Here is a 13,577-nt window from a genome sequence, read left to right on the forward strand (position 1 = left end):
CCTTAAAAGCAAAGAGCCATCCCGCCCCTTATGTACGACTCACCCAATCAAAACCATCATCCGTAATAAAGCATCAGGTCTGCCCACACCAGACTATGTAAAAACTACTGCGCTCGACAATATGGCGCTGCAAACAGGCGAAAATGCTCATTAGGAACACCTAAAGTCGAACGCGACCCCGGTGCCTTCTAACCTGTTAAAGGCTTGCCTTACCATCCCTGCGCTCGTGACGCTGTTACAGACTCTGGATGAGTCAGATTACGCCAGTTAGCTGATCAAGATTGGCAGTGAAGGTTCAGTCGGTAGAGCGGCAGGCCAGAATCAGCCTTAGATTTGCGGCTCGGTTTCATGGCCGCAGGCCAAGCAATGGCTTAGCCATTCTCCGAGAAATAGATTGAGCTGGGTCTTCTCATCGGGCTGATGCATGTCCGCATTCGGGTAAGGATAAACGCCACGAAAGCGTCGCGCACTTTCAGCGCCAACCACCTCAGCCATGCGTGCATCGTGATAGACACGCACTTCCAGCGCTGGCACTGGCAGCCAGGGCAGGCTGTGTTCTTGCCGCACACGAATGGTCGAGGTGTACGGGCAGTTTTCAAGCACATCCAACGCCAGCACACCGAGCAGTTTTTCCCCTTGGCTAACCGCCACGCGGCGTGCGCTGGCTTCTTCGCGCATGGCCGGGAGTAAGCGCATTAATCGCGCATAATTCGCCTCGCAAGCCGTCTGCAACTCGACCAAGTCAACGCGGTAACGATCACGTATCAAATTTACTGCCATAACCCCCTAACCTCGGCGCGGTTAAGCGCCAGCCATTGCAGAGCAATAATGCTTGCGGCGTTATCAATGCGCCCATCTTTGACCGCATCCAATGCATCTTCCAAGGGCCATACATGCACTTGGATATCTTCACCTTCTTCGGCAAGGCCAAAAACCCCACCAACCCCATCACTGTCACAACGACCTACGAACAAATGCACGCGCTCGTTAGAGCCTCCCGGTGAAGGATAGTACTGAGTGACCGGCCACAACGCCGCCAATTTCAGACCCGCTTCCTCCATCGCCTCACGGTGTGCCACTTCTTCCGGTTCTTCGTCTTTATCTATCAGACCAGCGACCAACTCCAGCAACCAGGGATTGGCACTTTTATGCATAGCGCCAACCCTGAATTGCTCGATCAGCACCACCACATCACGTTGCGGATCATAAGGCAGCACGCAGACGGCATCGTGACGCAGGAAAACCTCTCGATTGAGCAACGGACCCATTTCACCGGAGAACTGTTGATGACGCAAATGCAAGCGATCAAGGCTGTAAAAACCTCGAAAACAGGCTTCACGCTCTACGATTTCGACCGCATTCGGCCCCGGTTTAAAAGTGTCTGGCATTGAATCCTCACTCAGTCTGTTAACCTGACTTTCACGCATCCTACCCCTGCAACTCGCACAACGCAGCCTCTTTACATTAGTGGCCACAGGAATTTACGGGTGCAGGTGCAACTGGGATCATGCAGCATAGATTGGGTTCCAAGGGCTCGAACTCAAGCGCCAAGCTGGAGTCGAAGCCTGCAACCCTTAACAGCCTTCAGCCAAACGATGGATTACATGTCTCTGACCAAAAAGCTCGCAATCATCGGTATTAGCCTCTTTCTCAGCGCCTGCCAGAGCATGATGCCTGGCGACAAACCCTTGGTGGCTCAACGTAGCGCCTGGGAGCACGTAACGCCGGGCTGCACCGGTGAGCCTTGCCCTCTAGTCAACATAGACACCCTGAGCTTCGCCGAAGAGCCTCAGCTAACTGCGCTGATTGAGCATGCACTGCTGCGCATGACCACCGACGCACCGGACTCGCCATTGCCGGCTTCATTGCAGGCCTATGAAAAGGATTTTCTGGCGCGCGCCGATTCAGGCTGGAAAACCTATCTTCAAGCCAAATTGCGTGAGCAACATGACCAACTCGTGATCATTGAGCTTTCCAGTTACTTAGCGACAGGCGGCGCCCATGGCATGCCAGGACGCGGCTTTATCAATTACGACCGTGACCTGCACAAAGCGCTGACCTTGCGCGACATGCTTAAACCGGGCACTGAAGACACCTTTTGGCAGGCAGCAGAGCAAGCCCATCAGCGCTGGCTGAAAGCTAATAAGCTCGATCAAGATCCAGAGTATCTAAAAAACTGGCCTTTCACTCGCACGGCTAACATCGCCTTGCTCAAGAAGTCGGTACTGCTGAAGTATGACGTTTATACCCTGGCGCCATACTCCAGCGGCCATGTGTCGCTGACCATCCCCTATTCGCAACTGCGCGCCATTCTCAAGCCGGAGTACTTACCGGCTGAGCAATAATCCGACCGAACAGCCATTGCAGCCCGCCAGCGATCAACAAGGCTGGCAGGGTTGCGCCGACATCTGGCAGCAAATTGCTCAGCAGATGGTAGACCACAACGCCACATGCCCATGCCAGTAGCGTGTCCCACCGCAAGCCGACCTGAGGCGCCAGAGCCGCTTGACGTTTGCGCAGGATAAAGTGATCAACCAGCACCACGCCAAACAACGGTGCGAACACTGAACCGATCAGCAACAAGAAGTTCTGGTATTCCGCCAAAGGTGCCAACAGGGCGATCAGCGTGCACAACCCACCAATGGCCAACGCCAGGTGCTCAACTTTGACGCTGAGCACGATTCCTGCCGACACTGCCGCCGAGTGAATATCGGCGAATGCATTCTCCGACTCATCGAGCAGAATCAGCAGCAACGGAATCCCCAGCCCAGCACCTGCCAATGCGAGCAGTAACGCATTGACCTCACCGCTTGGTGCGAATGCCAAGGTGTAGGCCACACCTAAACTCATGAGCCAGAAGTTACCAAGAAAGAAGCCGGCCGCAGTTCCGCCAAATACATTCGCGGCGCGCTTACCGAATCGGGAGTAATCGGCAATCAGCGGCAGCCATGACAACGGCATGGCGATGGCGATATCAAAGCCTAAGGCGAACGGCATCGAACCATCCCCCGCTCGCGCCCAAAGCGCCGCCAAATCGGTTTTATCGAACAAATTCCAGGTTAGCCAAATGCAGGCGCCAAGCAACAGCCAAATGCCCCATTTGCGAAGGACACGCCGAACAAATGTCAGGGGACCGGTTACCGCCAGCAAGGTGGCGATTGCACCGAAAAACACAGTCCATAACGCGGCAAGGGTCAGCACGCTGTCCTCACCAAATGCCCGGGCCGAGAGCAGGCTCGCCGCATCACGCATGACAATGATTTCAAATGCGCCCCAACCCACTAACTGCAGAATATTGAGCAAGGCCGGCACCACCGCGCCTTTACTACCCAAACTGAGCTTTAACGCGGCCATGGCCGACAAGCCGGTGTCGACACCAATCACCGCCACAGCACCGAGGAGCAACACGCCCACCGCCGTACCGCAAGCAATAGCTAGCATTGCTCCAGCCATCCCTAAACCCGGCGCCAGTAACGCACCGAGTTGCAGCACCATCAAACCGATACCAAGCGAGAACCACAGCGAAAACAAGTCACGCGCACCAAACACCCGCTTGTCAGCAGGTACCGCGTGATGGGGTGAATAAGTACTGGGAGTATTCACACGCAAGACTCACAAAAATTAGTATTGAAACCACCATCGCCCGACTGATCAGAGTCGGGCGATGGTGGTGTTGGAGTGTGGGTCTGAATCAGACCTGTCGGTAGATCACCGAGCCTTCTTCTTTAAAGCGCTGCGCTTGCTCCTTGAAGCCTGCCTCGATCGCTTTGCTTTCTTCCGATAAGCCATTGACCTTGGCGTACTCACGCACTTCCTGAGTAATCTTCATTGAGCAGAACTTAGGCCCGCACATGGAGCAGAAATGCGCGACTTTCGCCGAGTCCTTCGGCAGGGTTTCATCGTGGTAGCTGCGCGCAGTGTCTGGGTCGAGGCCGAGGTTGAACTGGTCTTCCCAACGGAATTCAAAGCGCGCTTTGGACAAGGCGTTATCACGGATCTGCGCACCCGGATGCCCCTTGGCCAAGTCAGCCGCGTGGGCCGCGATTTTGTAGGTGATGATGCCAGTTTTAACATCGTCCTTATTCGGCAGGCCCAAGTGCTCTTTGGGCGTGACGTAGCAGAGCATGGCGCAACCAAACCAGCCGATCATCGCCGCGCCTATGCCTGAAGTGATGTGATCATAGCCAGGGGCGATATCCGTAGTCAGCGGACCAAGCGTGTAGAACGGCGCCTCATCACAGCACTCGAGTTGCTTGTCCATATTCTCTTTTATCAGATGCATCGGCACATGGCCCGGACCTTCGATCATGCACTGCACATCATGCTTCCAGGCAATTTTGGTCAGCTCCCCCAGTGTTTCCAGCTCACCGAACTGTGCGGCATCGTTGGCGTCTGCAATAGAGCCCGGACGCAAGCCATCACCCAGTGAGAAGCTGACGTCATAGGCCTTCATGATTTCGCAGATTTCGTCAAAGTGGGTGTACAGGAAGTTTTCCTGGTGGTGTGCCAGGCACCACTTGGCCATGATCGAGCCACCGCGCGAAACAATGCCGGTCACGCGCTTGGCGGTCAGCGGTACATAACGCAGCAACACACCAGCATGAATAGTGAAGTAATCAACACCCTGCTCGGCTTGCTCGATCAAGGTGTCGCGAAACAACTCCCAGGTCAGGTCCTCGGCAACCCCGTTAACTTTTTCCAGCGCTTGATAGATCGGTACAGTACCGATTGGCACTGGCGAGTTGCGGATAATCCACTCGCGGGTTTCGTGGATGTGCTTGCCGGTCGACAAGTCCATAACCGTGTCCGAGCCCCAGCGAATACCCCACGTCAGCTTGGCCACTTCTTCCTCGATCGATGACCCCAGCGCCGAGTTGCCAATGTTGCCGTTAATTTTCACCAGAAAATTACGGCCAATAATCATGGGTTCAAGTTCAGTGTGGTTAATATTGGCCGGAATAATCGCCCGGCCGCGTGCCACTTCATCACGCACAAACTCAGCGGTAATTTGTTGCGGGATTGATGCACCAAAACTTTGCCCCGGGTGTTGGTCTTTGAGCAAACCTGCAGCGCGGGCCTCTTGCAGCTTGAGATTCTCGCGAATCGCCACGTATTCCATTTCAGGCGTGATGATGCCCTGACGGGCGTAATGCATCTGGCTGACGTTATGACCGGCCTTGGCCCGCCGCGGATTGCGCACATGGGCAAAGCGCATCTTGCTCAGTTCTTCGTCGGCCAGCCGTACTTGGCCGAAATGTGAACTCAAACCCTCAAGCTGTTCTGTATCGTCACGGTCCGCGATCCACGCCGAGCGTACGTCAGCCAAGCCCTTGCGCACATCGATCTGCACCTGCGGGTCGGTGTAGGGGCCAGATGTGTCGTAGACCAGTACCGGGGCGTTCACTTCACCCCCAAAATCGGTGGGGGTAACGTCCAGGCTGATCTCACGCATTGGCACGCGAATATCAGGGCGTGAACCTTCTACGTAGACCTTCTGCGAACGGGTAAACGGCTGAACAGATTGCAAGTCAACCTGGGCGGACTCACTGAGGTTCTTAAGGCTATTTTGTTTTTGTACGCTCATCGACGGCTCTCTCCTGAGATAGTTGTCGGAGCGAACTTGAACGAGAGAATGCTGGCGCGGGCGCACCGGAGCGGTGCAGAGAAGACTCGCCGAGGCAGTGGCGAGGACATCTTGTTCCCTACGCAGGCCTTAACCTGATCAGGTTCAACGGGATCCGGCAATAGCCAATCTCAGCCCCTCAATTAGGGCACCCCGACAAGAACATCGCCATTCTAATCAGCACGGTTGGGAAAACCAACCCACAAGTCAAAATAAGCTGACCCACGCGTCGGTTTACGACCCGGACGGGCATGTCCCAAGACGGGCATGTCCCAAGACGGGCATGTCCCAGACGGGCATGTCCCAGACGGGCATGTCCCAGACGGCAAAAAGCTATCAGCGTTTAGCCCCCGGTAGCTATAACCCAATCGAACTGCTTGGCACTCTGAAAATGGCCCAATTGTGTTGGCCCGATCTATTCGTGACGCGGTAACATGAGAGATATTAAACTCAACAGTAGTAATATTAAGTTGTGGATTGTTGCGGGTACGCAACATAGCTTGTTGCAAACTACACTCATGACGCTAATTGTCAGCCTTGACCCTCTTGGCAGTGACGCTTAGCCTTGTCGATTACCGCTAATTCTAGGAACACGCCCTAATGTTGCGTAGACTTTCTCTGGCTGTCGCCGTTACCTCTGCGATAACCGGTCAAGCTTGGGCTGCACAAGCTCCGACCACCGCAATGAACGACCTGATCTCCGTGTATCGGGAAGCGGCGCAGAATAACGCCGATATCGCCGCAGCTCGTGCTGACTATCAAGCACGTCGCGAAATCGTGCCCCAGGCACGCGCCGGGTTGCTGCCTAACTTGTCAGGTGGCGCAGAGCTTGCCGACACCCGCACCAAGCTCGACTCACCGTCTTATACCGCTAATCGCAGTGGCACGGTTTATCAGGCTAACCTGAGCCAGCCCCTGTTCCGGGCAGACCGTTGGTTCCAGTTGCAAGCTGCTGAAGCCACAAGCGAACAAGCCTCGCTGGATCTCTCAGCCACCGAGCAAAACCTGATTCTGCAAAGCGCCGAGAGTTATTTCAATGTGCTTCGCGCGCAAGATAACCTGGCCTCGACCAAAGCTGAGGAAGCTGCATTCAAGCGCCAATTGGATCAGTCCAACGAACGCTTCGATGTCGGCCTATCGGATAAAACCGATGTGCTTGAGGCGCAGGCAGGCTTCGACACCGCTCGCGCGAACCGGATTATTGCTGAGCGTCAGGTTGATGATGCCTTTCAGGCCCTGACCACTTTGACCAACCGCGACTACCCAGCCCTTGAAGGCATGCGTCACACGCTGCCGATCTTGGCGCCAACACCTAATGATGCCAAGGCATGGGTCGATACGGCAGCCGCTCAGAATCTCAACCTGTTGGCCAGTAACTATGCTGTTGATGCTGCGAAAGAAACCCTCAGCCAGCGCAAAGCCGGTCACGCACCTACCCTCGATGCTGTGGCCAGCTACAAGAAAGGTGACAACGACAGCCTGGGCTTTACCAACAGCGGTCTGAACACCGGCATCCCCCCTTACAGTGGCGATGTTGAGCAAAGCTCGATTGGCCTGCAGTTGAACATCCCAATCTACAGCGGTGGCCTGACCAGCTCACAAGTACGTGAGGCCTACCAGCGCCTGGACCAAACCGAGCAGCAACGCGAAAGCCTGCGCCGTCAGGTGGTCCAAGATACGCGCAACCTGCACCGCGCAGTGAATACCGATGTTGAAACCGTAAAGGCGCGCAAACAGTCGATCGTCTCCAACCAGAGCGCACTTGAAGCCACCGAAATTGGTTATCAGGTGGGTACCCGCAACATCGTCGACGTGCTGGATGCCCAGCGCCAGTTGTACAGCTCAGTGCGTACTTATAACGATGCCCGTTACGACTACATCCTCAACAATCTGCGCTTGAAACAGGCTGCCGGCACCTTGAGCCCAGGTGACTTGGAAGCGCTGGACACCTACCTGAAGCCAGACTACAACCCGGACAAGGATTTCCTGCCGCCGGATCTGGCTGCAGCGGCTGAACAGCAGATGAAGGGTAACCCAAACTACTAAGTTTGCCGCGCCAGATAAAAACCCGACTCGATGTCGGGTTTTTATTGGCACTGAGAAATAATCAGCCTGCCTTGATCAATAGCCCCAGCGCTGCCAACAACCGCTCTAGCGCACCTTGATTGGCCCGCATTACCGCCAGGCCGGCTGCACGCATGGCCGCTGCTTGCTGCGGTATTTGCCACAGCTGAGCCACCTCCTGGGCCAACGCCCCCGCGTCATTCACTTCCAGCAAGGCGCCCGCCTCACGCAACTGATTGGCAATTTCGAGGAAGTTGAATAAATGCGGCCCACTCAATACCGGCTTACTCAACGCAGCCGGCTCCAGCAAGTTATGCCCGCCATTGGCAACCAAGCTGCCGCCGACAAATGCAACATCGGCCAGCGCGTAAAGAAATAACAACTCGCCCATGGTGTCGCCAAGTAATACCTGATGCTCGACGGTAACCGGTCCTCCAGTGGAGCGGCGCTGCACCCGCAACCCAGCGGCTTTGATTTGCTCAAACACCGCATTAAAACGCTCAGGGTGACGCGGCACCAGTATCAACAGAGCATCAGGCCATTGCTGTAATAGGCGACGATGGGCAGCAATTACTTGCTGGTCCTCTCCCTCATGGGTACTGGCGGCGATCCATACGGGACGCTCGAGCGCTGACCATTTTTCGCGTAGCGCATGTGCACGCTCAAGTAATGCAGGGTCGACAGTCAGATCAAACTTGATCGAGCCGGTTACTTGCACACATTCATCACGTGCGCCCAAGCGGCGAAAACGCTCAGCCTCAACCGGAGTTTGCGCGGCGATCAGGCTCATTTGCGCCAACATTGGTCCGGTCAGCTTGGAAAACCTTGCATAACCTCGCGCCGATCGCTCGGATAGACGTGCATTGGCCAGCGCCACCGGAATACCACGCTTTGCACATTGATTGATGTGATTGGGCCACAACTCGGTCTCCATGATGACCGCAAGCTTGGGCTGAACCCGCTCTAAAAAGCGCGACGCCGCCCAAGGCAGGTCGTAGGCCAAATAACAATGCTGCACCCGACCTTGGTATTCAGCGCCACCGAACATTGCCTGAATACGCTCCGAGCCAGTGGGTGTCATGCAGGTGATGGTAATCGGCAAATCAGGGTAGCGCGCCATCAGCTCACGGATCATTGGCGCCGCCGCAATGCTCTCGCCGACCGAAACCGCATGTACCCAGATTCCTCCCGGTTTAAACGCTGGCAAGCCAAAGGAAAAGCGCTCACCAATTCGCGCCGCATAGGCAGATGCCTTGCGCGCGCGCAGTGCCAGACGCACAGCAACCACTGGCAAACCAAGGTGAAACAGCAGGGTGTATAGCAATCGATTCATAAGCTCTCGGCTTAACGGTCTTGATGATTGGGCGTCAGCTTATCAGAGGCCAATTGCCCGATCAGCCGATTGCACGCAAATGCTCGGCGAAGCGGTCCGCCAGCCAACGGGCTGCGGGGCCCAATGTCTCATCACGACGCCACACCAGTTCAACTACAAGTGAAGGTGGCGTCCAGTCAGTCACCAACTCCACTAGGTGGTTTTGATAGGTCGGGTACTGCACCACATGCCGTGGCAACCACGCCCAGCCCAAGTTGCGCATCAATAATTCAGCCATGGCGTAAAAACTGTCAGTGCGCCACACCGCAGGACTGATTTGTTCACCACCCGGGTAATGACTGTCTTGCAGCACCATCAAGAGTTGCCGATGCCGGGCCAGCTCACGCCGGTCAATGGGCTTGAGTCCCGCAAGCGGATGCCCGGCACCACAAACGGTCACCATTTCAATCGTGCCTAAACGTTGTCGCTCCAGTGCGTCGGGCATTTGCTCATGGTGAAACAGCAGGCCCAGGTCTGCCCGGCGACCCAACAGTTTTCGCGCAACCTCACCCTGTGCACCGCTGGCCAGTTGAACCTCAAGTAGAGGATAAGCCGTTGATAAGGCCTCAAGACTGTCGAGCACAGGCTGATATGGCATCGCCTCATCCAAAGCCAAGCGCAGGCGCAACTCCTCCCCCCGCACCAACCCCAGCGCTCTGCTCTCTAAATGCTGGCATTGGCGCAGCACCTCGCGCGCTTCTTCCAACAGCGCAGCGCCCGCTTCGGTCAATCGCGGCTGGCGACCACTACTGCGCTCAAACAACAACACCCCAAGGTCCGCTTCGAGCATTGCGATCGAACTGCTGACGGCGGACTGAACCCGGTTCAACTGCCGCGCAACAGCAGAAAACGATCGCCCTTCAGCCACACTGACAAATAGGCGGATTTGCTCAAGACTCCACTGCACAACCTATCTCCTATACAGGCAGGTAATCACTTTATCCCATCAATTAAACAACTAGAATAGCCTGCATTGCCGAGGAGACACCTATTATGAGCGGATACCTTTACTTAGCGATTGCAGTGACCGCGGAAGTCATCGCTACAACATCCATGAAAGCCATCAGCGGACTGAGCAAGCCTCTACCGCTGATTTTGGTTATCGTTGGGTATGCGATCTCCTTCTGGATGCTCAGCCTGGTGGTCAAGACCATACCAGTCGGCGTCGCCTATGCGGTCTGGGCTGGGCTGGGAATTGTTCTGGTGAGCATTGCCGCCACCTTTATTTATCAACAACGTCTAGACCTGCCAGCCATGCTTGGCATGGGCCTGATTGTCGCGGGCGTCATGGTTATTCAGCTGTTTTCCCAAACCACAGCCCACTAAGCGTGACGTTTTGCCGCGTCTACTAACTAGAGGCCAACCCAGGTTTTCGACGCCACTCGGCGAGCTGAATCCAGCAGGCAGGTTATACTGGGCGTCTGACTTTTTAGATGAGACGCGCGCATGCCCACCACTCTAAGCACAGACGTTCTAATCATTGGCGGCGGTATTGCCGGCCTATGGCTGAATGCACGTTTGCGCAAAGAAGGTTTCGCCACCATCCTGGTTGAGAGCGCCACCTTAGGGGGCGGCCAGAGTGTTAAATCACAAGGGATCATCCACGGCGGCGCTAAGTATGCCCTGCACGGTGCGCTCACCGGGGCCTCGGAAGCGATTGCCGATATGCCGAGGCGCTGGCGCGAAGCGCTGGCGGGTAACGGCGAACTCGATCTCAGCGGCGTCGGCTTACTCTCTGATGCCCACTACCTTTGGTCACCCGGCACAATTGCCGGTAACCTCACCAGTTTTTTTGCCAGCAAGGCCGTGCGCGGCCGTGTCGATCAGGTAAAAGGCGATCAACTGCCGCCGGCGCTGCAGCATGCAAAATTCAAAGGCAAGGTTTACCGCCTCGCCGAACTGGTGCTGGATGTGCCCAGCCTGATCAAACGCCTCGCCGTATTGGCGGGTGATAGCTTGCTGGCAGGGCAACGCATCGAGCCGTTATTCGAAGCCGGCAAATTAAGCGGTCTGTGCGTTGATGGCCGTGACATTCGGGCACAACGAATTGTGCTCAGCGCTGGCAGCGGCAATGCACAGCTGCTGCAAACGCTTGACATCAGCCAGCCGAAACAACAGTTGCGCCCGCTGCATATGGTTTTAGTCAAAGGACCGACCTTGAAACCGCTCTACGCGCACTGCTTGGGTGGTGGTCCAAAGCCGCGGGTTACGGTTACCACGCATCCGGCCGCTGACGGCCAATGGGTTTGGTATCTGGGTGGCGATATCGCAGAAGGCGACGCTATGGACCGCGACTCTGACGCGCAGATAAAAGCCGCGCAAAAAGAATTGGGCGACTTACTGCCTTGGGTTGACCTCTCCAACGCGCAGTGGGCAACCCTGCGCGTTGACCGTGCGGAGCCCGCGCAATCCGGTCTGGTGCGCCCCGATAATGCCTTTTTAACGGATGCTGGCAGCTTGCTGGTTGGCTGGCCAACAAAGTTGGCCCTTGCCCCCGACTTTGCCGACCGCGTTCTGGCAACACTTAAGCGCGATGGGATCACGCCGGGCGCAGCGTCTGAATTACCCGATCTGCCTCGCCCTGCAGTGGCGGAGCCGATATGGGAGAGCGTGTTTTGAGCCAAACCCTGCATGGCTTGCATCGCCCACTTGGCTCAACGGGACTATTAGTCTCTCCGCTGGGTTTAGGCACCGTTAAGGTTGGCCGCGACCAAGGGGTAAAATACCCCAATGGCTTCACTATTCCCGATGATGCCAGTGTGCGTAACCTCCTCGCCCTGAGCCAGGATTTGGGCATCAACCTGATCGACACCGCCCCGGCTTATGGCACTAGTGAAACCCGCCTAGGTCCATTATTGCGCGGCCAACGCCAAAACTGGGTGATTGTCAGCAAGGTCGGTGAAGAATTTGAAAACGGCCTCTCGTATTTTGACTTCAGCCCAGCACACACCCGAATGTCAGTGGAACGCAGCCTGAAGCGCTTGGAGACCGACTACATTGATATGGTGCTGGTCCACTCAGATGGCAACGACGTGTCGGTGCTTAGCAACAGCGGTGTTTATCAAACGCTGATCGAGTTAAAACATGAAGGCAAGATCCGTGGTTTTGGCTTATCGGGTAAAACGGTAGACGGCGGTCTGTTAGCGCTAGAGGATGGCGATTGCGCCATGGTCACCTATAACCTCAATCAACAAGGCGAGTTGCCGGTACTGGATTACGCACAGCAGCACGGCAAGGGCATTTTGATCAAGAAAGCGTTGGCCAGCGGTCACCTGTGCCTGGCACCTGGCGAGGACCCAATCCGCGCCAGTTTTGAATTGATATTTGCCCATCAGGCCGTTTCAAGTGCCATTATCGGCACCATTAATCCGCAACATTTAACCGCTAACGTCGCAAGCGCAGCAGCCGTTATTCGAGACATCACCTGAAACACTTGCTGGCCAGTTCACTGCTTAAGCGACACTGAAGTTGTGGCAGGCTCTAGCGTCTGAAGCCATCATCCACCGCACCAGCTAAATTTTGATTTAGTGAGCCGTAGAGGAGTTGAGATGTCGCGCACCTTAATCAGCAAAGATCCTGGCAAATTTCAAACCCTGCCATTGCGTGTAGAAGCCACTCCCGACGGCCTGACCTACCAAGGCTACGGTTGGCCGCTAAACTTCGAGGAAATGCTTCAGCGCCGAACCGATATAGCGATTACTGACCCTCAATGCTTCTCTGTTCAACTGGCTAATCTTGGCGTTTCAGTTCGCCTGACCCTGAACTGGCAAGGCCGTGAATACTGGGTGTTGGTCCGCCAACGCCGTCTTGACCGCGGCGATGTTGTCCTCAAGCTCATCTCCGGTTATGTCCCTGCCCATGAACTCAACTTACCCTTGCTCACCGCCATCCAGGAAGTCGCTGAAGAGTGCTTATTGGAAACCCCGGAAGGCTGGTTAAGTGGTCGATTTGGTGACACTTGGCTGCCTGCCCCCTATCAAGGCACCCTGCATTATCGCGAAGCAGTCAACTTCCGCTTAAGCCCTCTGTCAGGCGCTGCGCGCCCCGTGCAATGTGGAAATTTGACCCTGCTTGAGCGGCCCCGTGCTTATGTACACGTGCCAACAGCTTCATTACAGCTGGTTTACGACCTCAGTCTGGAACTGCCCAAAGAGGCTAAACAGCTGAGCCTATTCCACGTTGATGAATGCCTTGAAAACGGCAAGCTCGTTGCGCGCCTGCAACGCACCCGCCCCGATCTGTTTTTGCTGCCACTTGACCAAGGCCGCCCTACCGGCGAGCTATTTACATTGCACAAAGGCGCACTAAAAGTCGCAGCGACTCGCGGCGTCTGGCTAGCAGAGAGCTTCGCGCCTCAGGATGGCTGGGTGGTTCGAGACTCGCACATAAGCTGGAAAGACTGGGTACAACAGCAAGCGCTGCAAGTGCCTGCAAAACCCAAGCAGCCATCTAAAGCCGCATCGCCCAGACCGCCGAGCCCACCACTTAAAGCCGCGAGCCATGCCTGACGCCGCTGGA

General features: G+C 55.8%; 12 protein-coding genes and 1 riboswitch. Of the genes, 6 read left to right on the forward strand and 6 right to left on the reverse strand.

Annotated elements, in window-relative coordinates:
- Window positions 1-327: 327 nt before the first annotated feature.
- Together AACY09_RS07170 and AACY09_RS07175 are read right to left on the reverse strand one after the other, a co-directional pair.
- The gene (locus AACY09_RS07170; protein ID WP_339486923.1) at window positions 328-780 is read right to left on the reverse strand and encodes a DUF1249 domain-containing protein; all 453 of its coding nucleotides are present in this window, start codon (window positions 778-780) and stop codon (window positions 328-330) included.
- Window positions 771-1,388, reverse strand: coding sequence for an NUDIX domain-containing protein (locus tag AACY09_RS07175; protein WP_339486924.1), 618 nt, complete (start codon window positions 1,386-1,388; stop codon window positions 771-773). Before AACY09_RS07175 ends, AACY09_RS07170 begins: the two co-directional genes overlap by 10 nt.
- A gap of 216 nt (window positions 1,389-1,604) precedes the next feature.
- Between AACY09_RS07175 and AACY09_RS07180 the strand changes: the two genes are divergently transcribed.
- Window positions 1,605-2,345, forward strand: a complete 741-nt coding sequence (locus AACY09_RS07180; RefSeq protein ID WP_339486925.1) for an RsiV family protein — start codon at window positions 1,605-1,607, stop codon at window positions 2,343-2,345.
- Here AACY09_RS07180 and cytX read toward each other — a convergent pair.
- Together cytX and thiC are read right to left on the reverse strand one after the other, a co-directional pair.
- Window positions 2,314-3,603, reverse strand: a complete 1,290-nt coding sequence (gene cytX / locus AACY09_RS07185) for a putative hydroxymethylpyrimidine transporter CytX (protein ID WP_339486926.1) — start codon at window positions 3,601-3,603, stop codon at window positions 2,314-2,316. The two genes, AACY09_RS07180 and cytX, sit on opposite strands and share 32 nt — an antisense overlap.
- A gap of 88 nt (window positions 3,604-3,691) precedes the next feature.
- Window positions 3,692-5,584 carry a phosphomethylpyrimidine synthase ThiC gene (gene thiC, locus AACY09_RS07190; protein WP_339486927.1) on the reverse strand — a complete coding sequence of 631 codons (1,893 nt, stop codon included), beginning with the start codon at window positions 5,582-5,584 and terminating at the stop codon, window positions 3,692-3,694.
- 98 nt (window positions 5,585-5,682) lie between these two features.
- A riboswitch (TPP riboswitch) is annotated at window positions 5,683-5,789 on the reverse strand.
- A gap of 434 nt (window positions 5,790-6,223) precedes the next feature.
- Between thiC and AACY09_RS07195 the strand changes: the two genes are divergently transcribed.
- Window positions 6,224-7,669 carry a TolC family outer membrane protein gene (locus tag AACY09_RS07195; RefSeq protein ID WP_339486928.1) on the forward strand — a complete coding sequence of 482 codons (1,446 nt, stop codon included), beginning with the start codon at window positions 6,224-6,226 and terminating at the stop codon, window positions 7,667-7,669.
- A gap of 61 nt (window positions 7,670-7,730) precedes the next feature.
- Here the strand turns inward: AACY09_RS07195 and waaA are convergent, their stop codons facing one another.
- Together waaA and AACY09_RS07205 are read right to left on the reverse strand one after the other, a co-directional pair.
- Window positions 7,731-9,020, reverse strand: coding sequence for a lipid IV(A) 3-deoxy-D-manno-octulosonic acid transferase (waaA, locus tag AACY09_RS07200; protein WP_339486929.1), 1,290 nt, complete (start codon window positions 9,018-9,020; stop codon window positions 7,731-7,733).
- Window positions 9,021-9,081: 61 nt separating this feature from the next.
- Window positions 9,082-9,966 (reverse strand): LysR family transcriptional regulator, encoded by an 885-nt coding sequence (locus tag AACY09_RS07205; RefSeq protein WP_339486931.1) that lies wholly within the window; start codon window positions 9,964-9,966, stop codon window positions 9,082-9,084.
- 86 nt (window positions 9,967-10,052) lie between these two features.
- Between AACY09_RS07205 and AACY09_RS07210 the strand changes: the two genes are divergently transcribed.
- From AACY09_RS07210 to AACY09_RS07225, 4 genes are all read left to right on the forward strand, one after another.
- On the forward strand, window positions 10,053-10,385 hold the full coding sequence (locus tag AACY09_RS07210) for a DMT family transporter (protein ID WP_339486932.1): 333 nt from the start codon (window positions 10,053-10,055) through the stop codon (window positions 10,383-10,385).
- 120 nt (window positions 10,386-10,505) lie between these two features.
- Window positions 10,506-11,678: an NAD(P)/FAD-dependent oxidoreductase gene (locus AACY09_RS07215; protein WP_339486933.1), complete on the forward strand. Its 1,173-nt coding sequence runs from the start codon at window positions 10,506-10,508 to the stop codon at window positions 11,676-11,678.
- A complete protein-coding gene (locus AACY09_RS07220; protein WP_339487098.1) occupies window positions 11,675-12,487 on the forward strand; it encodes an aldo/keto reductase in 813 nt (270 codons plus the stop codon). The genes AACY09_RS07215 and AACY09_RS07220 overlap by 4 nt, the downstream gene beginning before the upstream one ends.
- Window positions 12,488-12,607: 120 nt before the next feature.
- Window positions 12,608-13,567: a metal ABC transporter ATPase gene (locus AACY09_RS07225; protein WP_339486934.1), complete on the forward strand. Its 960-nt coding sequence runs from the start codon at window positions 12,608-12,610 to the stop codon at window positions 13,565-13,567.
- Window positions 13,568-13,577: the final 10 nt, after the last annotated feature.

It is taken from the genome of Pseudomonas sp. EL_65y_Pfl2_R95 (genome assembly GCF_963971045.1).
GTDB lineage: Bacteria > Pseudomonadota > Gammaproteobacteria > Pseudomonadales > Pseudomonadaceae > Aquipseudomonas.